The 20,677-nt window shown below is 69.7% G+C and carries 24 protein-coding genes; 12 read left to right on the top strand and 12 right to left on the bottom strand.

What is annotated here, in order from left to right; all coding sequences use genetic code 11:
* Positions 1 to 33: 33 nt before the first annotated feature.
* Genes M8542_RS37935 through M8542_RS37915 form a run of 5 tightly spaced genes read left to right on the top strand, consistent with a single transcriptional unit; the run spans position 34 to position 5,206 of the window.
* The gene (locus M8542_RS37935) at positions 34 to 1,038 is read left to right on the top strand and encodes a zinc-dependent alcohol dehydrogenase family protein (RefSeq protein WP_257925168.1); all 1,005 of its coding nucleotides are present in this window, start codon (positions 34 to 36) and stop codon (positions 1,036 to 1,038) included.
* Positions 1,031 to 2,365, top strand: coding sequence for an ABC transporter substrate-binding protein (locus tag M8542_RS37930; protein ID WP_257925167.1), 1,335 nt, complete (start codon positions 1,031 to 1,033; stop codon positions 2,363 to 2,365). The genes M8542_RS37935 and M8542_RS37930 overlap by 8 nt, the downstream gene beginning before the upstream one ends.
* Positions 2,365 to 3,297, top strand: coding sequence for a carbohydrate ABC transporter permease (locus M8542_RS37925; protein WP_257925166.1), 933 nt, complete (start codon positions 2,365 to 2,367; stop codon positions 3,295 to 3,297). Before M8542_RS37930 ends, M8542_RS37925 begins: the two co-directional genes overlap by 1 nt.
* Complete coding sequence (locus M8542_RS37920; protein ID WP_257925165.1) at positions 3,294 to 4,130, top strand: carbohydrate ABC transporter permease; 837 nt, start codon at positions 3,294 to 3,296, stop codon at positions 4,128 to 4,130. The genes M8542_RS37925 and M8542_RS37920 overlap by 4 nt, the downstream gene beginning before the upstream one ends.
* Positions 4,131 to 4,132: 2 nt before the next feature.
* Positions 4,133 to 5,206 (top strand): ABC transporter ATP-binding protein, encoded by a 1,074-nt coding sequence (locus M8542_RS37915; protein ID WP_257925164.1) that lies wholly within the window; start codon positions 4,133 to 4,135, stop codon positions 5,204 to 5,206.
* Positions 5,207 to 5,264: 58 nt separating this feature from the next.
* On the opposite strand, the gene M8542_RS37910 is transcribed toward M8542_RS37915, so the two are convergent.
* From M8542_RS37910 to M8542_RS37900, 3 genes are read right to left on the bottom strand one after another with little or no spacing between them, the layout of a single operon-like run.
* On the bottom strand, positions 5,265 to 5,459 hold the full coding sequence (locus M8542_RS37910) for a ferredoxin (RefSeq protein ID WP_103353029.1): 195 nt from the start codon (positions 5,457 to 5,459) through the stop codon (positions 5,265 to 5,267).
* Positions 5,460 to 5,499: 40 nt separating this feature from the next.
* Entirely contained in the window at positions 5,500 to 6,699 is a 1,200-nt protein-coding gene (locus tag M8542_RS37905; protein WP_257925163.1) for a cytochrome P450, read from the bottom strand.
* A 10-nt stretch (positions 6,700 to 6,709) separates the two neighbouring features.
* Positions 6,710 to 7,930, bottom strand: coding sequence for a cytochrome P450 (locus M8542_RS37900; protein WP_257925162.1), 1,221 nt, complete (start codon positions 7,928 to 7,930; stop codon positions 6,710 to 6,712).
* Between the two features lie 178 nt (positions 7,931 to 8,108).
* Between M8542_RS37900 and M8542_RS37895 the strand changes: the two genes are divergently transcribed.
* On the top strand, positions 8,109 to 8,759 hold the full coding sequence (locus M8542_RS37895; protein WP_257925161.1) for a TetR/AcrR family transcriptional regulator: 651 nt from the start codon (positions 8,109 to 8,111) through the stop codon (positions 8,757 to 8,759).
* A gap of 90 nt (positions 8,760 to 8,849) precedes the next feature.
* Positions 8,850 to 9,701: a GH12 family glycosyl hydrolase domain-containing protein gene (locus M8542_RS37890; RefSeq protein ID WP_257925160.1), complete on the top strand. Its 852-nt coding sequence runs from the start codon at positions 8,850 to 8,852 to the stop codon at positions 9,699 to 9,701.
* Here M8542_RS37890 and M8542_RS37885 read toward each other — a convergent pair.
* The 8 genes from M8542_RS37885 to M8542_RS37850 all read right to left on the bottom strand — a co-directional run bounded on the left by M8542_RS37885 (position 9,698) and on the right by M8542_RS37850 (position 16,149).
* The gene (locus M8542_RS37885; protein WP_257925159.1) at positions 9,698 to 10,264 is read right to left on the bottom strand and encodes a hypothetical protein; all 567 of its coding nucleotides are present in this window, start codon (positions 10,262 to 10,264) and stop codon (positions 9,698 to 9,700) included. The genes M8542_RS37890 and M8542_RS37885 overlap by 4 nt on opposite strands.
* A 2-nt stretch (positions 10,265 to 10,266) precedes the next feature.
* Positions 10,267 to 11,022, bottom strand: coding sequence for a hypothetical protein (locus M8542_RS37880; RefSeq protein ID WP_257925158.1), 756 nt, complete (start codon positions 11,020 to 11,022; stop codon positions 10,267 to 10,269).
* An 11-nt stretch (positions 11,023 to 11,033) separates the two neighbouring features.
* Complete coding sequence (locus M8542_RS37875) at positions 11,034 to 11,348, bottom strand: hypothetical protein (RefSeq protein ID WP_257925157.1); 315 nt, start codon at positions 11,346 to 11,348, stop codon at positions 11,034 to 11,036.
* On the bottom strand, positions 11,345 to 12,115 hold the full coding sequence (locus tag M8542_RS37870) for a hypothetical protein (protein WP_257925156.1): 771 nt from the start codon (positions 12,113 to 12,115) through the stop codon (positions 11,345 to 11,347). The genes M8542_RS37875 and M8542_RS37870 overlap by 4 nt, the downstream gene beginning before the upstream one ends.
* A gap of 71 nt (positions 12,116 to 12,186) precedes the next feature.
* Positions 12,187 to 13,053: an aldehyde dehydrogenase family protein gene (locus tag M8542_RS37865; protein WP_257925155.1), complete on the bottom strand. Its 867-nt coding sequence runs from the start codon at positions 13,051 to 13,053 to the stop codon at positions 12,187 to 12,189.
* Entirely contained in the window at positions 13,046 to 14,476 is a 1,431-nt protein-coding gene (locus M8542_RS37860; RefSeq protein ID WP_257925154.1) for an aldehyde dehydrogenase family protein, read from the bottom strand. Before M8542_RS37860 ends, M8542_RS37865 begins: the two co-directional genes overlap by 8 nt.
* Positions 14,476 to 15,450 carry a deoxyribose-phosphate aldolase gene (deoC, locus tag M8542_RS37855; protein ID WP_257925153.1) on the bottom strand — a complete coding sequence of 325 codons (975 nt, stop codon included), beginning with the start codon at positions 15,448 to 15,450 and terminating at the stop codon, positions 14,476 to 14,478. The genes M8542_RS37860 and deoC overlap by 1 nt, the downstream gene beginning before the upstream one ends.
* A gap of 84 nt (positions 15,451 to 15,534) precedes the next feature.
* Positions 15,535 to 16,149 (bottom strand): DUF1707 SHOCT-like domain-containing protein, encoded by a 615-nt coding sequence (locus M8542_RS37850; RefSeq protein ID WP_257925235.1) that lies wholly within the window; start codon positions 16,147 to 16,149, stop codon positions 15,535 to 15,537.
* Positions 16,150 to 16,234: 85 nt separating this feature from the next.
* Between M8542_RS37850 and M8542_RS37845 the strand changes: the two genes are divergently transcribed.
* The 5 genes from M8542_RS37845 to M8542_RS37825 are packed head-to-tail and all read left to right on the top strand — an operon-like array spanning position 16,235 to position 20,066.
* On the top strand, positions 16,235 to 16,657 hold the full coding sequence (locus tag M8542_RS37845; protein WP_257925152.1) for a protein-tyrosine phosphatase family protein: 423 nt from the start codon (positions 16,235 to 16,237) through the stop codon (positions 16,655 to 16,657).
* A 5-nt stretch (positions 16,658 to 16,662) separates the two neighbouring features.
* The gene (gene upp / locus M8542_RS37840) at positions 16,663 to 17,286 is read left to right on the top strand and encodes a uracil phosphoribosyltransferase (RefSeq protein ID WP_257925151.1); all 624 of its coding nucleotides are present in this window, start codon (positions 16,663 to 16,665) and stop codon (positions 17,284 to 17,286) included.
* Entirely contained in the window at positions 17,261 to 18,244 is a 984-nt protein-coding gene (locus tag M8542_RS37835; protein WP_257925150.1) for a pentapeptide repeat-containing protein, read from the top strand. The genes upp and M8542_RS37835 overlap by 26 nt, the downstream gene beginning before the upstream one ends.
* A 5-nt stretch (positions 18,245 to 18,249) precedes the next feature.
* Entirely contained in the window at positions 18,250 to 18,819 is a 570-nt protein-coding gene (locus tag M8542_RS37830; protein WP_372508707.1) for an RNA polymerase sigma factor, read from the top strand.
* Positions 18,816 to 20,066, top strand: coding sequence for a hypothetical protein (locus tag M8542_RS37825; RefSeq protein WP_257925149.1), 1,251 nt, complete (start codon positions 18,816 to 18,818; stop codon positions 20,064 to 20,066). Before M8542_RS37830 ends, M8542_RS37825 begins: the two co-directional genes overlap by 4 nt.
* Here the strand turns inward: M8542_RS37825 and M8542_RS37820 are convergent.
* A complete protein-coding gene (locus M8542_RS37820) occupies positions 20,039 to 20,656 on the bottom strand; it encodes a TetR/AcrR family transcriptional regulator (protein WP_257925148.1) in 618 nt (205 codons plus the stop codon). The genes M8542_RS37825 and M8542_RS37820 overlap by 28 nt on opposite strands.
* Between the last annotated feature and the right edge of the window lie 21 nt (positions 20,657 to 20,677).

The raw sequence follows: 20,677 nt of genomic DNA, 5'->3' as shown, positions 1-20,677 counted from the left end.
GCCGCTCATATGAGCGCGAGGAAGGGGCTAGGCATGCGTGCCGCCATCATCGACCGGCCCGGCCAGGTCCGGGTCGGCGAGGTGCCCGATCCGAAACCGGGAGAACGGCAGGTAGTCGTCAAGGTCGGCGCGTGCGGCATCTGCGGCACCGACCTGCACATCGCGGACGGGCACTTCCCGCCCACCCCGTACCCGATCGTCCCCGGCCACGAGTTCGCCGGGGAGATCGTCGAGCTCGGCGCGGATGTGCCGGGCGGCTGGCAGGTCGGCGACCGCGTCGCCGTCGACCCGTCACTGTTCTGCGGCTACTGCGGCCCGTGCCGTTCCGGCCACGGCAACCTCTGCGCGAACTGGAACGCCACCGGAGACACGGTCGACGGCGCCTTCGCCGAGTACGTCGCCGTCCCCTCCGCCAACTGCTACCGGATGCCCGACTCGATGACCTGGGAACAGGGCGCGCTGGTCGAGCCCGTTTCCTGCGCGGTGCACGGCGTGCGCCGCGTCGGCGTCGAAGCCGGGGAGAACTTCCTCGTCGTCGGCGCCGGCACGATGGGCCTGATCATGCAGCAGCTGCTGCAGCGCTCGGGCGCGAAGGTCACCGTGGTCGACCGCAACAAGGACCGCCTGCCCCGCGCGACGAGCCTCGGCGCCGTCGCCACCGCGGCCGACGTCGGCGAGCTGAACGGCGAGAAGTTCGACGTCGCCGTCGACTGCACCGGCGCCGCCCCCGCGATCGAGGCGGCGTTCGACTCCATCCGCCGCGGCGGCCGCCTGCTCGTCTTCGGCGTCGCCCCGGCCGAAGCCCGCGTCGCGCTCTCGCCGTTCCGGATCTACAACGACGAGATCACCATCGTCGGCTCGATGGCCGTGCTGAACAGCTACGGCGCCGCGCTCGACCTCGTCGCGAGCGGCGCGATCGACACCGGCGCGCTGCTCACCGACACGCTGCCGCTGGAGCAGTACCCCGAGGCGCTGGCCAAGATGCGCAGCGGCGCGGGCCTCAAGGTGCAGGTACTCCCGGGAGGCGGCCGTGCGTAAGCTCCTCACCCTTTTCGCCGCGACATCCTTGCTGGTCACCGGGTGCGCCGGGGCCGGCTCGGTCGGCACCGGCGGGAGCACGCTCGTCATCGCGATCGTGTCGAACCCGCAGATGAAGGACGCGATCTCGCTCGCGCCGGAGTTCGAGAAGGCCACCGGCATCAACCTGAAGTTCGTTTCGCTGCCGGAAAACCAGGCCCGCGCGAAGATCACCGCGTCGACCGCCACCGAGGGCGGCGAGTTCGACGTCGTCATGATCAGCAACTACGAGGCCCCGCAGTGGGCGGCCAACGGCTGGCTCGAGAACCTCGAACCGCACATGGCCGCCACCCCGGGTTACGACGAAGGCGACTTCATCCCCAGCATCAAGCAGTCGCTGTCGTACCAGAACCAGATGTACGCGGTGCCGTTCTACGGCGAGTCGTCGTTCCTGGCCTACCGCAAGGACCTCTTCGAGAAGGCCGGGATCACCATGCCGGCCAAGCCGACCTGGCAGCAGATCTCCGAGTTCGCCGCGAAGCTCGACGACAAGGCCAACGGCGTCGCCGGCATCTGCCTGCGCGGCAAGCCCGGCTGGGGCGAGAGCCTCGCGCCGTTCACCACCGTGGCCAACACCTTCGGCGCGCAGTGGTTCGACAAGGACTGGAACGCCAAGCTGACGTCGCCGGAGTTCAAGGACGCCGCGAACTTCTACGTCAACCTGATCCGCGAGCACGGCGAGGTCGGCGCCTCCAGCGCCGGGTTCTCCGAGTGCGGCACGCGGTACACGCAGGGCAACGCGGCGATGTGGTACGACGCGACGGTCATGGCGGGCACCAACGAGGACCCCTCCAGCAGCAAGATCGTCGGCAAGTCCGGGTACGCGCCGGCGCCGGTCGTCAAGACGCAGGCCAGCGGCTGGCTCTACACCTGGGCGCTGGGCATCCCGAAGGTCGCCAAGGACAAGGACGCGGCCTGGAAGTTCATGGCCTGGATGACCGACAAGGCCTACGTGCAGAAGGTCGGCCAGACCTACGGCTGGAACCGCGTGCCGCCGGGCGTTCGTCAGTCCACTTACGACATCCCGGACTACGCCAAGGCCGCCGCGGCCTACGCGAAGCCCACTTTGGACGGTATCGCGGACGCGAACCAGCAGAAGGCCATGGCGAACCCGGTGCCCTACCCCGGCATCCAGTTCGTCGGCATCCCCGAGTTCCAGGACCTGGGCACCCGGGTGAGCCAGCAGCTGTCGGCGGCGATCGCCGGCCGCGAGTCCGTTGACGACGCGTTGAAGCAGTCCCAGGACTACGCCCAGACCGTGGGCGACTCCTACAAGGCGGTGCAGTGATGTCCACGCTCTCCGTAGACACCCCCAAGACCCAGACCCGCACCAAGACCGAAGAGAAGAAGGGCCTGAGCACCGCGGCCAAGCGGCGGCTGCCGCTGCTGCCCGCGTTGATCTTCGTGATCGCGGTGACGCAGCTGCCGTTCCTGCTCACCGTGTTCTACTCGTTCCAGTCGTGGAACCTGGTCCGGCCGGGCTCCCGGCACTTCGTCGGCCTCGACAACTACATCGACGTCTTCAGCGACACGACGTTCCTGGTCGCGCTGCTCAACACCGTGCTGCTGACGGTGGTGTGCGTGCTGGTCGCGCTGCTGCTCGGGCTCGGCCTGGCGATCCTGCTGGACCGGAAGTTCTTCGGCCGCGGTGTCGTCCGGACGCTGCTGATCACGCCGTTCCTCATCCTGCCGGCGGCCGGTGCGCTGCTGTGGAAGACGACGATGTTCGACCCGACCTACGGGTTGCTGCACTTCGTCTTCGGCACCGACGTCGACTGGCTTTCGGAGTTCCCGCTGGCCTCGGTGATGGCGCAGATCGTGTGGCAGTGGACGCCGTTCATGATGCTGCTGATCCTCGCGGGCCTGCAGAGCCAGTCCAAAGAGGTCCTGGAAGCGGCCTCTGTGGACGGTGCCAGCCGGTGGCGCACGTTCGTCTCCATCACGCTGCCGCACCTGTCCCGGTTCCTGCAGCTGGCGACGCTGCTGGGCGCGATCTACATCGTGAACAGCTTCGACGCGATCTTCCTGATGACGCAGGGCGGGCCGGGCACGGCCAGCACCAACCTGCCGTACTACATCTACCAGCGCGCGTTCGAAGGCTTCGACGTCGGCCAGTCGTCGGCGATGGGTGTGATCGTCGTGATCCTGACGATGATCGTCGCGACCTTCGCGCTGCGCTTGATGTTCCGCACGTTCTCCGTGAGCGGAGGAATCAAATGACCACGGCTGTCGCCACCCGCAAGAAGCAGTACGGCAAGGGTTCGCTGACTCTGGCGACCTGGGTGATCGCGATCCTGTTCGTCTTCCCGCTGCTGTGGATGATCCTCACGGCGTTCAAGCAGGAGGCCGACGCCTACACCGACCCGCCGAAGCTGCTGTTCACCCCGACGTTCGACCAGATCGGCAACGTCCTCAGTGGAGGATTCCTGCCGTACCTGTCGAACTCGGCGTTCGTCACGATCCTGTCGACGGCCCTGGTGCTGCTCTTCGGCGTCCCGGCGGCCTACGCGCTTTCGCTGGCGCCGGTGAAGGGCACGTCGAACGCGCTCGGGTTCTTCCTCTCGACGAAGATGCTGCCGATCGTCGCGGCGATCATCCCGCTGTACATCATCTCCCAGAACACCGAGCTGCTGGACACGGTGTGGGCGCTGGTCATCCTCTACACGTCGATGAACCTGCCGCTGGCCATCTGGATGATGCGGTCGTTCTTCCTCGAGGTGCCGCACGAGATGATCGAGGCGGGCCGCATCGACGGCGCGAACCTGCCGACGCTGCTGCGCAAGATCATCATGCCGGTGGTGGCGCCCGGGATCGCGGCGACCGCGCTGATCTGCGTCATCTTCTCCTGGACCGAGTTCTTCTACGCGGTCAACCTGACGGCGGCGCGGGCCGGCACCGTGCCGGTGTTCCTCGTCGGGTTCATCACCAGTGAGGGCCTGTACTGGGCCCAGCTTTCCGCCGCCGCGCTGCTGGCCTCGCTGCCGGTGATGATCGTCGGCTGGATCGCGCAGAACCACCTCGTCCGCGGGCTGTCGATGGGAGCGGTGAAGTAGCCATGGCCGGAGTCGTTTACGAACAGGCGTCACGGATCTACCCCGGCGCCCAGGAAGTGCGCGCGGTCGACAAGTTCGACCTCGCCGTGCCCGACGGCGAGTTCCTGGTGCTGGTCGGGCCGTCGGGCTCGGGCAAGTCGACGGCGTTGCGGATGCTCGCCGGGCTGGAGGACATCGACGAGGGCGCCATCCGCATCGGCGACCGGGACGTCACGCACCTGCCGCCGAAGGACCGGGACATCGCGATGGTGTTCCAGTCCTACGCGCTGTACCCGCACATGACGGTGGCCGAGAACATGGGCTTCGCGCTGAAGCTGCGTGGACTGTCCAAAGCGGACATCGACGCGAAGGTGGCCGAGGCCGCGAAGATGCTGGACCTGACCAAGTTCCTGGACCGCAAGCCGAAGGCGTTGTCCGGCGGGCAGCGGCAGCGCGTCGCGATGGGCCGGGCGATCGTGCGCGAGCCGAGTGTGTTCCTGATGGACGAGCCACTGTCCAATCTGGACGCGAAGCTGCGCGTGGAGACCCGCGCGAACATCGCGAAGCTGCAGCAACGCCTGGGCACGACGACCATCTACGTCACGCACGACCAGGTCGAGGCGATGACGATGGGCGACCGGGTGGCGGTGCTCAAGGACGGCGTCCTGCAGCAGTGCGCGACGCCGCGGGAGCTGTACGAGAACCCGCGCAACAGTTTCGTGGCGGGCTTCATCGGCTCACCGGCGATGAACCTGGCGACGCTGCCGCTGACCGAGGGTGGCGTCCGGCTCGGCGACGTCGTCCTGCCGCTGCCGCGGTCGGTGCTCACGGCCGCCGGCGACCTGCGCGAGGTGGTCTTCGGCGTCCGCCCGGAGTCACTGCAGCTGGTCTCCGAAGGCGGCTTCGAGCTGGTGGTGGAGCTGGTGGAAGAGCTGGGCGCGGACGCGTACCTGCACGGCAAGGTGGGAGACGACCGCTTCGTCGTCCGGGTCGACGGCCGCACCCCGCCCCGGATGGGCGACAACGTGCGGGTCGGGTTGCGCGGCGAAGGCGAGACGCACGCGTTCCACCCGGAGACGACCCTGCGTCTCTCCTGAAAGAACAGGCCACGGCCACCTCGCGGGAAACCCCTTGCCCGCGAGGTGGCCGTTCTCGTCACTCCTGCAGCGAGAGGGCCTGGCTGGGGCAGACGTGCACCGCTTCGCGGGCCTTCTCGACCAGCTCGCCTTCCGGCTGGTCGTCGAGCACGATGACCGTGCCGTCGTCCTCGCTCTGGTCGAACAGCGCGGGCTCGGTGAGCACGCACTGACCGGCGCCGACGCACTTGCCGGTGTCCGCGATGATCTTCATCGTTCTTCCTTCTGACTGTGGTGGGATGGCTCTTCGATCTCTACCAGGTCACCGGCAGCCGGTACAGGCCGTAGATGTTCGCGTCGTCCTTGAACGCCAGGTCGTCGACCTCCGCTCCCAGCGCCAGCGAAGGCACCCGCCGGAACAGCGTGTCGAACACGATCTGCAGCTCCATCCGGGCGAGGTTCTGGCCGAGGCACTGGTGCGGCCCGAAGCCGAACGCGACGTGGTGACGCGCGCCGCGCTCGATGTCGAGGGCGTCCGGGTCGTCGAACGCCCGCGGGTCGCGGTTGGCCGCGTAGCCCAGCGCCAGCACGCCCTCACCGGCGCGGATCAGCTGCCCGCCGACCTCGATGTCCTCGACGCACAGGCGCGCGGTGGCCGCGTCGACGATCGTCCAGTAACGCAGCATCTCCTCGACGGCGTCGAGCGTCTTGCCCGGGTCGCCCTTGATCACCGCGAGCTGCGCCGGGTTCTGCAGGAACGCCACGGTGGACAGCGAAATCATGTTCGCCGTCGTCTCGTGCCCGGCCACCAGCAGCAGGAACCCGGTCGCGGCCAGCGACTCCCGCCGGTAAGTGCCCTCCTCGCGGAGCTTGACGATCTGGCGCCCGAGCAGGTCGTCCGGCGGGTTCTGCTCCTTCTCGGCGATCAGGTCCGCCATGTAGCCGCGGATGGTGTCGAACGCCGCCCGCCGGTCTTCCGGGGTCGTCGAGCGCTTGATGATCTTCGCCGTGTGGGTCTGGAAGAAGTCGTGGTCGGCGTAGGGCACGCCCAGCATTTCGCAGATGACCAGCGACGGCACCGGCAGCGACAGCTTCTCGACCAGGTCACCCGGGTTCGGCCCGGCCAGCAGCGCGTCGATCTGGCCGTCGACGATCTCCTGGATCCGCGGCCGCAGCGCCTCCATCCGGCGGACCGTGAACTCGCCGAGCACGGCCTTGCGGGCCGGCCCGTGCTCGGGCGCGTCCATGGTGATCATGGTGCGCTCGTCGCCCTTGCGCCGGAACCCGCCCTTGATCAGCTGCGGGAAGTCCGGGTGCTGCCGGTCGGCGCTGAAGCGCCGGTCGTTCAGCACCGTCCGGACGTCCTCGTGCCGGGTGACCACCCAGGCGTGGCCGCCGTCGGGCAGTCCGACCCGCTCGACGGAGTCGCTCTCGCGGATCTCTTCGTACGCCGGCGGCGGCGCGAAGGGACACGTGCGGGTCATCGGGAACTCGTGCTGTTCGACGGTCGTCATGACGATCCCTTCACCAGGTCACGGGCAGGCAGTAGAGGCCGAAGATCGACGAGTCGTGCTTGAACGGGAGCTGGTCGACCGGCGCGGCCAGCTTGAGGTCCGGGATGCGGCGGAACAGCGTGTCGAAGACGATCTGCAGTTCCATCCGGGCCAGGTTCTGGCCCAGGCACTGGTGCGGCCCGAAGCCGAACGCGACGTGGTGGCGCGCGCCGCGCTCGAGGTCGAGCTCGTCGGCGTTCTCGAACGCGGCTTCGTCGCGGTTGCCGGAGTAGCTCAGGCCGAGGACGCCCTCGCCTTCGCGGATCAGCTGGCCGCCGATCTCGACGTCCTCGGTGGCGACGCGCGCGGTCGCGAACTCGGCGATCGTGAAGTACCGCAGCAGCTCCTCGACGGCGTCGAGCGTCTTGCCCGGGTCGTTCTTGACGATCTCGAGCTGGTCCGGGTTCTCCAGCAGCGCGACGGTGCCCAGCGAGATCATGTTCGCCGTCGTCTCGTGCCCGGCGAGGAGCAGGAGGAACGCCAGCGAGACCAGCGAGTCGTGGTCGGCCTCGCCGTGCTCCTCGCGCTGCTTGAGGACCTGGCGGCCGAGCAGGTCGTCGGTCGGGTCGGCCTCCTTGGCGCTGACCAGCTCGTCGAGGTAACCCTGCAGCTCCTCGACGGACTGCATGCGCGCCTGCTGCGTCACCTCCCGGTTCAGCAGCGTGGAGCTGCGCGACTGGAAGAAGTCGTGGTCGGCGTACGGGACGCCGAGCTGCTCGCAGATGACCAGCGACGGCACCGGCAGGCTCAGCGCGGAGACGAGGTCGGCGGGCTTCGGGCCGGCGAGGATCGCGTCGATGTGCTCGTCGACGATCTGCTGGATCCGCGGCTGCAGGGCCTTCATCCGCTTGACGGTGAACTCGCCGACGACCTCGCGGCGGGCGGCGCCGTGCTCCGGCGGGTCCATGTTGATCAGCGACGCGGTGAAGCGGCGGCGCTGCGGCCGGCCCTCCTTCGTCAGCACCGGGAAGCCGGGGTTGAACCGGTTGGAGCTGAACCGCGGGTCGGTCAGCATCTGCCGGACCTCTTCCAGGCGGGTGATGGCCCACGCCTCGGAGCCGTCGGGCAGGCCGACGCGCTGGACCGGGCCGGCTTCGCGCAGCTTCTCGTACGCCGGTGGCGGGGCGAAGGGGCAGGTGCGGTCGAGCGGGAAGACCTCGCCCCGGGTGGTGGGATCGGCGACTTCGGTCATTTCGGGCCCCCTAAAACGGACGTAAAGTATGCGGAGGATTACATTCCGGTTCTCTGCCCAAGGTACCGAAGTGGAAGGAAGTCGTCCACTAGCTAACGGGTGACCGGTTGCGGACGCAGTGCGTGGCCGCCTGACCGTGCGAGAATCACCCCGCGCGATTCAGCGAGGAGCGAACGGCATGACGGCAGACCCCGAGACCACCCTGCGGGCGGACGCGCGGCGCAACCGCGACCAGATCCTGGCCGCCGCGAAGAGCATCTTCGCCGTTTCCGGGCCCGAGGTGCCGATGGAGGAGATCGCCCGCGCCGCCGGCGTCGGCGTGGGCACGCTCTACCGGCGGTTCCCGGATCGGGACGCGCTGGTGCGCGCGGTCGCGATGGACAACTTCGAGCGGGTGCTGATCGACGCCCGCGCGATCGCCGCGGAGGAGACGTCGTCGTGGCGGGCGCTCGAGCGGCTGCTGCGGCAGTCGGTGGAGCTGCAGCTCAGCATCCAGCTGGCGATGGTGTCGCACCGGGCGCTGGTCATCCTGAAGAGCGACCCCGAGGTCCGCCGCCTGCGCGACGACATCCTGGCGGTGCTCGACGAGTTCGTCGACGGCGCCAAGGCCGAGGGCCGGCTGCGCCTCGACGTCGGCGCGGGGGACATCGCCATCCTGTTCGCGACGCTGCTGCGGCAGGTGCGCGCGAAGTCCACGGACGTCGCGGAGATGGCGGCGCGTCGCTGCGTCGGCATCATGATCGACGGCCTCAGCGCCCGGCCGGGCACCGAGCTGCCGGGCCGCCCGATCACGTCGCACGACCTGGACCCGGCCGAAGACCACATCTGATTTCCCGCGTTTTCGTGTTAGGGTTCCGCCTCGTTCTGCCGAATTCCGGTTGTGGGCGGGAAAATGCGACGAAGAATGCCGGCGTTGTGGTTGGCCATTCCCTTTCTGCTGGTCGCCGGGTGCGGCTCGGGTCCGGTCGGTGGCGTGGCCGCGCCGGCCTCGCTCGCTTCGCCGGTCACCTCGGCCGCGCCTTCGGTGTCCGCGTCGCCTTCTTCGTCCTCTTCGGTTTCTTCGCCGTCGGCGACGTCCCGACCTGCGCCTCCGCCGACTGCGCCTTCGGTCACGCCGGCCCGCGGGTGCCGTAGTCCCGAGTTCACGACGAGCGACCTCGACGGCGGCTGGTCGAGCGGCGGCTACTACGTCCACAACAACATGTGGAACGCGGACGAAGCGGGCCCGGAAACGCTGCGGGCGTGCGCGTACGACAACTGGTACGTCGATTCCAGCCAGCCCGATTCGACGTCGGTGAAAACCTATCCGAACGTGCACAAGGACATCAACGAACAACGCGGCGCGCCGTTCAACGACTATTCGGTGATCAAATCGACGTTCGCCGGCCGCGGCCCGGGCGTGGGCGTGTACGACGTGGCGTACGACCTCTGGCTGAACGGAGTGGGCGACGGCGCCGGCGTCAGCGAGCTGATGGTGTGGACGGAGAACGTCAAGCAGCGCCCGGCGGGCGACAAGCTGACAACGTACACGGCGGCGGGCTTCACGTACGACGTCTGGGCGGACGACGAGGGCTATGTGGCGTTCGTGTCGAGGTCGACGCAGTACTCGGGCAGCGTGGACCTCAAGGCGATGATCGCGTGGGCCATCGGGAAGGGGCTGATCCCCCCGAACCCGACGGTGAACCAGATCGGCTACGGCGTCGAGTTCTGCTCCACCGGTGGTGGGAAGGCGCGGTTCACGTTGACGGACTTCTCGGTGACGATGAGCTAGGCCCGGCTGTAGCGGTAGAGGGTTTCCTTGGAGGGGCGCAGGATCGGCCACCCGATGGCGGCGTCGACGACGCCGAGCGCGAAGGCGACCACGGGCATCAGCAGGTAGACCACGATCCCGAAGGTGATCTGCACGTCGCTGTCCGACTGGGGCTCCGACCAGGTCAGGCCGCCGCTGGAGAAGAGGTAGAAGAGCGGGAGCACGACGATCGACGTGGCGCCGCCGCAGAGTGGGCCGATGGAGATGGAGGCCGGCCGGAGCCGCAGGATGTGCCCGGTGCCGCCGGGGTGGTGCCCGACTTCGACCCAGGTCGGCGCGAACAGCAGCGCGAGGCCGGTCATCAGCAGCATCACGGCGCTGAACATGGCGAGCATGACGGAGATGCCGTTGGTGGCGCTCTCACTGGTCGGAAGCGTGTACCCCATGACGGGAACGGCGACGCACATGGCGAGGGCGACAGCGGTGGTGATGCCGCCGAGAAGCGGCAGGGTGCGTTTCAGCTTGGCGGTCAGCTTCGGTGGGAGCCAGACGTAGGCCCGCGGGTCGATCGGGTAGTCGTACATGGTCAGTTGACTCGCCAGTCGCCCGAGTGCGACATGGTGGTGGTGTTCGTTCGTTCCCACTTGTCGCCGAGGGCGTCGACCTTGGCCTGGATGGACTTCTGCTCGGTTTCGATCACGTCGAGCAACGTCTCGACTGCCACGATGGTGCCGGTGATCGCGGGCACCGCCATGGAAATCGCTGCCGAGATGATCCCCAGCGCCAGCGGCAGGCCCACGACGGTGACCGCGCTGAGGATGGCGGACACGATGGCGGCGGCCAGCCCACCGAGGATGACCTTCATCGCGAGCCAGAAGGAGTCGATGCCGTCGGCGAGGCTGTCGAGCGAGTCGCGCATCTGCTCGCCGAGGTCCTTCATCGAGTCCAGATGCTCGATCTGGGCGGGAACGGCGGCCTTGTACGTCTCGGCTGCCCGGCCTTGCCAGTAGATGTTGGCCTTCAGCTTGTCCAGGTGCAGAGTGCCGGCGATTTCGTCGACCGTGTGGGAAAACTCTTCGATCCACTGCCTGCCGACCTGCTTCAGCTTGTCGGAATCGCCTCGGTCGTCCTTGAAGTGCTGGACTGCCTGCGAGTACTCGGCGAACTTCCCGTTGACGTGGTTCACGAGATCGATGACCGGTCGGACCAGGGACTCCAGCGCGCTCGGCACCCAGTCGAGGAGGTCGCGCACCTTGTCCATGAACTCCCGGAACTTTTCCTCGATCGCGCGCATGTCGTCGAGGGTCCGGTCGATGATCGCCGTGCCGGCGGGTGCGGTCATGGTCCTCCCCCTCAGTGCCCGTCGAGCTTGCCGAGGTGGCTCGCGTGGTCGGCTTCGGCTTGTTCATAGATGGCGGCGCCGTTGAGGAGGCTGCCGGCGATCCCCCGGAAGTTCTCCGCGCCCTGGGCGAGCAGGCTGTCGAGCTTCGCGCGCATGTCGTTGTAGCGGCGGTCGAACCCCCGGGCGGCCGCGTAGCTCATGACCTCCCTCGGGCCGAGTTCGAGGGGTGCCACGATGCCTCGCGCCTGGTTGAGGTTGTCGGCCGCCAGGTCCCAGGTCCCGGCGTCCGAGCGGAGGGCTTCGAGCGCGACTTCGATGTCACTCATCGGTGATCATGTCCTTCGGCGGAAAGCCCCGGCGGCGGAGTCAGACCGACGCGGCGCAGGAGGCGGGCGGGATCGGCCAGCAGGCCCATCAGTTCGGTGTAGGCGGGCCCGGTGGGCGGTGCGGTCGACCCGGCGGGCGCCGACTTGCGCCGGAGAGCGCCGAGCACATCCAGCAACTCGCCCTCGACCTCGGCGTTCCTGGCGATCGACGCCCAGGTCGCGTCGAGGTCGAGGCTGAGGTACCGGCCGTTCTGAGCGGTGCCGCTGACGTGACCGCCGGCGCTTTCGGCGGAAACCGAGCCGGCGGATACTTCTGACATCCGGGCGGAAAGAGCCTCGAGTTCCACATCGACCGCGTCGCTCAGGCGTAAGACGTCCTCCGCGGTGAGCGGCGTTTCGTCGGGGTCGGCCGTCGGTCGCGGCAACAGGTGGTCGCGAACTTCACTCGCCCGCTGGGCCAGCGCATCGATGAGCGCCGCGTTGGCGGCGGTCAGCACACTCGTGTCCAGGGCCCGGGGGTCGATCTTGCTCTTCCAGTCCACGGCGAGCTTGACCAGCAGAACGTCACCCCCGGAAGAAAGGGTCACCGTCACGATCTGATCCGTGCCCCGGCCGGTCGGCTCCGGCTCGTCTTCGACGGTCTGCCTTGGTGCCTCGCCGTCGTCCCAGAGGTCGATTTCCGCCTCGAACGCCCAGTCGTCGTCTGGCACTGCACCCTCCCCGATGCGTGACTCTCCGTACCTGGAAGGAACTGTACCGGTGATCAACCTGGGCGTCAGCGAAAGCGCACGAAAGCGACAGAGGCCACCGCTCGCGCGGTGGCCTCTGTCTCGAGAACTCAGACGCCCAGCGGGTGCCAGACCGTCTTCGCCTCCAGATAACGGCGCAGGCGGGTCAAGTCCGGTGCCGACGTCCAGTCCGGCTCCGTCGCCGGGACCGTCAGCACCCGCTTCACCGTGTTCGCCGCTTCGCGGGCCAGTCCGACCCGGTCCTCCGCGGCCGCGCCCGTCGGGTCCAGTGCGTTCACGTCGCCGTGGGAGGCCAGCCAAGGGCCGAGCTCCGACGCGCGGCCCGTCAGGATGTTCGCCACCCTGCCCGGGACGTCCGACGTCGCCAGGACCTCCGACAGCGTGATCGCCGGCAACGGCCGTTCCGCGCTCGAGACCACCACCGCCGTCGAGCCTGTTGCCAGGACCGGGGCCAGCACCTCGACCAGGCCCAGCAAGGACGACTGCTGCGGCGCCAGGACGCCCACCACGCCCGTCGGCTCCGGGACCGTGAACGAGAAGTACGGGCCCGCCACCGGGTTCGCCGACCCCAGCACCGAGGCGATCTTGTCCGTCCAGCCCGCGTACCAGACCCAGCGGTCGATCGCGGCGTCCACAATGGACTCGGCCTTCTTCGCCGCCAGGCCCTCGGACGCGGACACCTCGGCGATGAACTGGTCGCGGCGGCCTTCGAGCACCTCAGCGACCCGGTACAGCACCTGGCCGCGGTTGTACGCCGTCGCGGCGGACCAGCCGGGGAAGGCCTTGCGGGCCGCCACCACCGCGTCGCGGACGTCCTTGCGGGACGCGTGCGCCGCGTTGGCCAGGAACTTGCCCTTGGCGTCCGTCACCGGGTAGACCCGGCCCGACTCCGAGCGGGGGAACTTGCCGCCCACGTACAGCTTGTACGTCTTCGCGACGGAAATCCGGTCAGACATTCAGGTACGCCTCCAGCCCGGTGCGGCCGCCTTCGCGTCCGAAGCCGGATTCCTGGTAGCCGCCGAAGGGGGCGGTGGGGTCGAAGCGGTTGAAGGTGTTGGCCCAGACCACGCCGGCGCGCAGCTGGTTCGCCATCCACAGGATCCGGGAGCCCTTTTCGGTCCAGATACCGGCCGACAGCCCGTACGGCGTGTTGTTCGCCTTGGCCACGGCCTCGTCCGGCGTGCGGAACGTCAGCACCGACAGCACCGGGCCGAAGATCTCCTCGCGCGCGATGCGCATCGACTGGTGGACGTTCGCGAACACCGTCGGCGCGAAGAAGAACCCGCGGTCCGGCACCGGGCACGGGCTGGTCCAGCGCTGCGCGCCCTCGGCGTCGCCGGACTCGACGAGCCCGCGGATCTTGGCCAGCTGCTCGGCGGAGTTGATCGCGCCGATGTCGGTGTTCTTGTCCAGCGGGTCGCCGATGCGCAACGTCGAGACGCGGTAGCGCAGCTTCTCCAGCACCTCTTCGGCGACGGACTCCTGCACCAGCAGCCGCGAGCCCGCGCAGCAGACGTGGCCCTGGTTGAAGAAGATGCCGTTGACGATGCCCTCGACGGCCTGGTCGAGCGGCGCGTCCTCGAACACGACGTTCGCCGCCTTGCCGCCCAGCTCCAGCGTCAGCTTCTTCGGCGTGCCCGCGACCTGGCGCTGGATCGCCTTGCCGACCTCGGTCGAGCCGGTGAAGGCGATCTTGTCGATGTCGCCGTGCTCCACAATGGACGCACCGATGTCGCCCGCACCCGGCAGGATGTTGACGACGCCCGGCGGCAGCTCGGCCTGCTGGCAGATTTCCGCGAAGACCAGCGCGGTCAACGGCGTCGTCTCGGCCGGCTTCAGCACCACGGTGTTGCCCGTGGCCAGCGCCGGCGCGATCTTCCAGGCCAGCATCAGCAGCGGGAAGTTCCACGGGATGATCTGTCCCGCGACGCCCAGGGGGCGCGGATTGGGGCCGTAGCCGGCGTATTCGAGCTTGTCCGCCCAGCCGGCGTGGTAGAAGAAGTGCGCGGCCGCCGTCGGGATGTCGGAGTCGCGCGACTCCTTGATCGGCTTGCCGTTGTCGAGGCTCTCCAGCACCGCAAGCTCGCGCGAGCGCTCCTGGATCAGGCGCGCGATGCGGAAGAGGTACTTCGCGCGCTCGGTGCCTGGCAGCTTGGACCAGGTCGAAAACGCCTTGCGCGCGGCCTTGACCGCGGTGTCCACATCGGACTTCGATGCGGTGCCGACCTCGGCGAGCACCTCTTCGGTGGCCGGGTTGATCGTCTTGAGCGGCTCACCCGAGCCGTCGACGAACTCGCCGTTGACGAACGGCTTGTAGTGGTCCTTCAGGTTCGCGATGGCGCGCGACTCGGGCGCCGGTGCGTACTCGAAAACAGGCATCAGTCCACCGTCACGTAGTCGGGGCCGCTGTAGTGGCCGTCCACCTGGGTGCGGCGTTGCAGCAGCAGGTCGTTGAGCAGGCTGGACGCGCCGAAGCGGAACAGGTCCGGGGTCAGCCACTGCTCGCCGGCGACCTCGTGCACGGCGACGAGGTACTTGATCGCGTCCTTCGTGGTCCGGATGCCGCCCGCGGGTTTGACGCCGCGCAGCTCTCCGGTGGTGACGAACCAGTCGCGCACGGCCTGCAGCATGATGTGCGTGACCGGCAGCGTCGCGGCGGGGGAGACCTTGCCGGTGGACGTCTTGATGAAGTCCCCGCCGGCCAGCAGCGCCAGCCACGACGCGCGGCGCACGTTGTCGTAGGTCGCCAGCTCGCCGGTCTCGAGGATGACCTTCAGGTGCGCTTCGCCGCAGGCGGCTTTGATGGCCTGGATCTCCTCGAAGACGTCCATGTAGCGGCCTTCGAGGAAGGCGCCGCGGTCGATCACCATGTCGACTTCGTGCGCGCCCGCGTCGACGGCGATCTTGGTGTCGGCCAGCTTGATCTCGCGGCTCGTGCGCCCGGCGGGGAAGCCGGTGGCGACGCTCGCGACGTGGACGCCGCTGCCCTTGAGCGCTTCGACGGCGGTGGCGACCATGTCCGGGTACACGCAGACGGCGGCGACGCGCGGGGTGTCCTGCCGCTCGGGATCGGGGCGGACGGCCTTCGCGGCCAGCGCCCGGACCTTGCCCTGGGTGTCGGCGCCCTCCAGGGTGGTCAGGTCGACCATGGAGATGGCGGTGTCGATGGCCCACCGCTTGGCGTCCTTCTTGATGCTGCGCGTGCCGAGGCCCGCCGCGCGCTGCTCGACGCCGACCTGGTCGACACCGGGCAGCCCGAGCAGGAAGCGGCGCAGGCTCGCTTCGTCGCGAGTCGCGTCCGCCAGCGGTGCCGGGGTGGCCGGCGCCGCTGACGTGCTGGTCGTGGCTGTCATGCCGCTGAGTCTAGGCGGCGGGTACGACAGTGCCAGCCCCCGTCGGTTGTGACGCTGGGTGCGTACCGCGTCACAACGTCGAGGTCAGGCCCCTTCGATCTGCGGTGGTTCCGACCGCTTGGCCGGCTTCCGATAGACGACGACCCCGCCCCAGAAGCCGAGCCCGTTGATCTTCACTGTCGGCGCGGTGGGCGGCGCGGGTGGCGCCCCCGACTTGTCCTCCAGCACGAACCCGCCCATGAACCCGATCCCCGTGACGTCCACGTTGATGTCGTCGGGGACCGTGATCTGGATGCCGCCCATGATCGCCACCGCCGTGATCGTGCACTGGCGGTCCGCGAAGCGGGCCTGGCGCAGGTCGATTTCCGCGCCGCCCCAGAACGCGAAGCTGTTGTGCTGTGGGGGCAGCACCCAGCTGCCCTTGCGGACCGCGCCCGACAGCACCCCGATCGACACCGGGGAACCCGGGTGGCCGCCGATGCGCTGGTCCGGGAAGCCCAGGGCCCGCGTCGTCGCCGGTTCGAGGGCCGCCGACGACGTCGGGAGGTCCGCCGTCACCGGCTTCAGCTCGCCCACCGTCTTCGCCGCGTAGACCGTCGAGAGGCGCTCTTCCAGCTCGTTCACCGTGATCCGCCCTTCCGAGAGGGCGTTGTGCAGCACCTGCGCGACGCGTTCACGGTCCGCGTCGGAAGCCCGCATCTGGTCGGGCGTCAGTTCGCTCACCCGGCGGAGCTTAGCGGCGAAAACCACCCTGCGTGTCCACCTTTCAGAGGACACTGGGCCGATGGTCGAGTTTCCGGACGGCACGAGAGCGAGCGGACGCGGGCTGGGCAAGCCGCGCCCGGCAGGACCCGAGCCGGATTTCGGGCTCTACCTGGGCACGAGCCGGTTGCGGCGCAAGCACGGCGGCGGCATCACCTGGCCGCACGAGTGGATCACCTGGCCCGACTTCCTGCTGCCGGCCAACCCGCGAGAAGCCCGCGAAAAGATCAAGGCGCTGCACGAGCGCGCCAAGACCGAAACCGTCGAGGTCGCTTGCTACGGCGGCGCCGGGCGGACCGGCACCGTGATGGCCTGCCTCGCGATCCTCTCCGGCGTCCCAGCCGACCAAGCCGTCGCCTGGACGAGACAGCACTACAACGAACGCGCCGTCGAAACACCCTGGCAGCGCGGCTGGGTGAAGAGCTTCGCGAAACGGCTAGATTGACCCGCATGGATGTGCACGTCGTCGATCACCCCCTCGCGAAGGCCCGGCTCTCCACGATGCGCGACGCGCGCACGGACAGCGCCGCGTTCCGGGCCGCGCTGCACGAGCTGACCGTCATGCTGGTCTACGAAGCCACGCGCGACGTCCCGGTGAAGACCGAGCGGATCCACACGCCGGTCGCGCGCACCGACGGCTACAAGCTCGCGAAGCCGCCGCTGCTCGTCCCGGTGCTGCGGGCCGGCCTCGGCATGGCCGACCAGGCGCACAAGCTGATCCCGGACGCGCAGATGGGCTTCGTCGGCCTGGCCCGCGACGAGGAGACCCTCAAGCCGACGCCGTACCTCGAATCGCTGCCGGAGTCGCTCGCCGACCGGCCGGTGCTGGTGCTCGACCCGATGCTCGCCACCGGCGGCTCGATGGAGTACACGATCCGGCTGCTCACCGACCGCGGCGCCGACGACGTCACGGCCATCTGCGCGCTCGCCGCGCCGGAAGGCCTGGCGCACCTGGAGAAGACCGGCCTACCGGTCCGCGTGGTCACCGCGAGCATCGACGAGCGCCTCAACGACTCGGGCTTCATCGTGCCGGGTCTCGGCGACGCCGGTGACCGCCAGTACGGCGCCGTCTGAGCCGTTGCCGGTCCTGAAGTGGCGGTGGATCGCCGGCACGGCCGTCGCCGTCGCGGTCGTGACGGCCGGGTTGCTCTGGCTGTTCCTGGCCTGGTCCGGTGAGCCGAACGCGCCCGTGCGCATCGACGCCGTCAAGACGGCGTTCGGGGTCGGGGCGGGCGCGGGTGGCGTCTTCGCGCTGTGGCTGGCGACGCGCCGCCAGCGCACGCTCGAGCTCCAGCTCGCCGAGACGACCCGCGTCGCGGGCGTGACCGAGCGGGACCTCGAGGAGCGGCGCGTCACCGAGCTGTACACGAAGGCCGTCGAGCAGCTCGGCAGCGACAAGGCGCCGGTCCGCCTCGGCGGGCTGTACGCGCTGGAGCGGCTCGGGCAGGACAACCCGAAGCAGCGCCAGACGATCGTCAACGTCCTGTGCGCGTACCTGCGGATGCCGTTCAAGGACCTGGCGGCGGGCCTCAAGGGCCGGGCGGCGAACGACCTCGCCGACGACCACGACCAGCCCGAGCTGCTGGTCCGGCTGACCGCGCAGGACCTGCTCAAGACCCATCTGAGCCACGACGGCCCCGGCTACTGGCCCGGCATGTCGATCGACCTGCAGCGGGCCGTGCTCGTCGACTTCCGGCTGAGTGGCTGCACCGTGGCGGCCGCGGACTTCAGCCGAGCCCGCTTCGTCGGCGCGGTCCACATCCGCGGCACGACCTTCACCCGCCGGGTGGGGTTCTACGGCACGACGTTCAAGGAGCTGGCGAACTTCGACCGGTCGGTCTTCCCGGAGGGCGCCTTCTTCTCCTGGGCTCGCTTCGGCGGCGACGCCGTGTTCACCCGGACCCGCTCGGGCGGGCGCTTCGAGTTCACGAACACGGACTTCGACGGCGACGTCGACTTCGAGGGCGGGGAGCACGAGCAGCTCGAACTCCCGGACCGGCCGCACAACACCGGGGGCGGTGCCGGCCACTAGCCGGTGTGACCATTGAGCTGACCGGGCCGGGGGAGTCGGTGCGTGCTGACGCGGAGCTGTGGGGGCGGGGCGACGAAAGCGCGTTCACCGCGCTGTTCGAACGGCACGTCCAGGCGGTCTGGAACCACGCGTACCGGCTGACCGGTTCGTGGGCCGCCGCCGAAGACCTCACCTCGAACACCTTCCTGATCGCCTGGCGCAAGCGCCGCGACGTGCGGCTCGTGCGCGACAGCGCCTTGCCGTGGCTGTACACGGTCGCGGGCAACCTCGCGCGCTCCGAGCACCGCGGCGCCAGACGTCGCCTGCGGCTGCTGCGGAAGATCCCGGACCCGCCGGTGGAGTCCGACCACGCCGAGGCCGTCGCCGAGCAGATCGACGGCGAACAGCGGCTGCGCGAGGTCCTCGACGCCGTGCGAACGCTGCCGAAGGCGCAGCGGGACGTCGTCGAGCTCTGCCTGCTCGGCGACCTGAGTGTCGCCGACGCCGCCGCGCTGCTCGCGGTCGCGGAGGTCACCGTCCGCTCCCACCTGTCCCGGGCCCGCGCCCGGCTGCGCACCTTGCTGGAGGAGAAATGAGCGATTTCGGGCTTCCGTCGCCGCGCGTCCTGCCGGACGACGTGCGCGAGCGGCTGCGCGCCGAAGTGCGCGCGGGGATCGGCGAGCCGCGGCGCACCAAGCACGTCTGGTACGCCGCCGCGGCCGCGGTCGTCGTGCTGGCCGCGGGCGCGGTCGTCGTGACGCAGCAGGCGCGGCGGCCCGCAGAAGTGCCGCCCGCGGTCGCCGGCGGGTTGCAGCTCGACGCCAAGCTCGCGACCATGGCGCTGGACCGCTGCTGGGCCGCGGTGCACGCGGCGGGCAAGGCCGAGCGCGTGCCGCCGCGCGCGGAGTGGGTCCCGTTGTTGACCGAAGAGCTCGAAGGGGACGCCGTGGTCGCGGCCACCGCCGCGGGCAGGCCGATGTTCTGCGAGACGACCGCGACCACCGTGACGCTGTCGGACCCGGCTGCCACGCCCGCGTACGCGCCGGGCAGCCGGTCCGGGCTGCTGCTGCACAGCGCGACCGGGCTGGTCGGCGGGGTGCTGGACCCGGCGTGGCCGAAGGCGTCCCTCACGACGTCGACCCCCGACGGGTCGAGCGGGAGCGACGTCGAGTTCTCGCCGGTCAGCCGCCAGTTCGTGGCCCACACCCGAACCGCGCCGGACCGGACGGCGGTCGCGCTCATCGACGGCGGGCCGGGGCAGCCGCGGAAGGTGGACCTCCCGGCGGCCCCGGCGCCGCTGCTCGCGGTGACCGACCGCCCGGAGCCCGCCGACCGGACCTCGGCGGCGGGCCGGGCCCTCGGCGACTGCCTGGCCGACGCCGAGGAGGTGATCCCGGACGCCGCGGCCTACCGGCCGGGACCGCTGCTGAAGGAGAACGACCAGCAGGTGGTCATGGGCCGCCGCGGCGACCGCGTGATCGTCTGCACGCGGGAGCCGGACTACCAACGGCCGGGGAAGACGCGGGCCCGGGCCTACCCCGACCTGGTGGCGGCCCGGGATGTCCCGGCGCGGCTCCTGCGGGTGAGCACGCTCGGCGGCGCCGAATCGGGCGCTCCGGCCGGCGCCGCCCGCAACCCGGTCGCTGTGGTGCTGCCGGCCGCGGCGACCTCGGCGGGCTTCGAGTTCGACGCGGACAACGGCGCCGACCTGGCGGTCACCGACGGCATGGCGCTCGCCTGGCTGCCGAGGAAGATCGCCCTGACACCGGAGGCGAAGGTGCGCGTCCGGGCGTGGGACGCGAACGACCGGCTCGTCTACGAAGGGTCCTTGCCGCTGCTGTGAGGCCGCAGCCAGCCGGAGGCGTTCGCGCGCAGGGCCGTCTCGTACGAGCCCGTGACGTCGAATCCCTCCGGCAGGTTGCCGGTCAGCTCCAGGCTGACCAGCCCGTGCACGAACGCCCAGCAGCCGACGGCGACCGTCGCCGGCGGGACGTCGAGGAAGACGCCGTCGGCGATGGCCCGGCGGATGATCGCCTCCAACGGCTCGAGGGTCTTGCGGGCCAGCTTCTCCGCGTCTTCGTTGGGCTCGAACCCGGGCACCGACCTGGTGAACATGATCCCGTAGAGGTTCGGGTCGGCCAGCGCGCTCGCGCGGTACGCGCTGCCGAGCGCGACGAGGTCCTCGACCGGGTCACCGGTCAGCGCGGTGCCGGCCATGCGCGCGCCGAAGCGGCGGAAGCCCTCGGTGTAGAGAGCGTTCACCAAATCGGGTTTGCTGCCGAAGAGGGAGTAGACGGCGGTGGTCGACGTCCCGGCGTCGGCGGCCAGTTTCCGCAGGGAAAGCGCCTTCGGCCCGTCGGCGGCGATGAGCTCCCCGGCCCGGTCGAGCAGCTTCAGGCGGAGCGCTTCGTCGTGCGTGCGTGGTCGAGCCATCTACGGAGCGTAGTGCAACAG

Origin of the sequence: Amycolatopsis iheyensis (genome assembly GCF_024703995.1) — a bacterium.
Classification (GTDB): Bacteria; Actinomycetota; Actinomycetes; order Mycobacteriales; family Pseudonocardiaceae; genus Amycolatopsis; species Amycolatopsis iheyensis.
The sequence above is the reverse complement of the archived record's forward strand: the minus strand, read 5'-3'. Positions and strand labels throughout refer to the sequence as shown.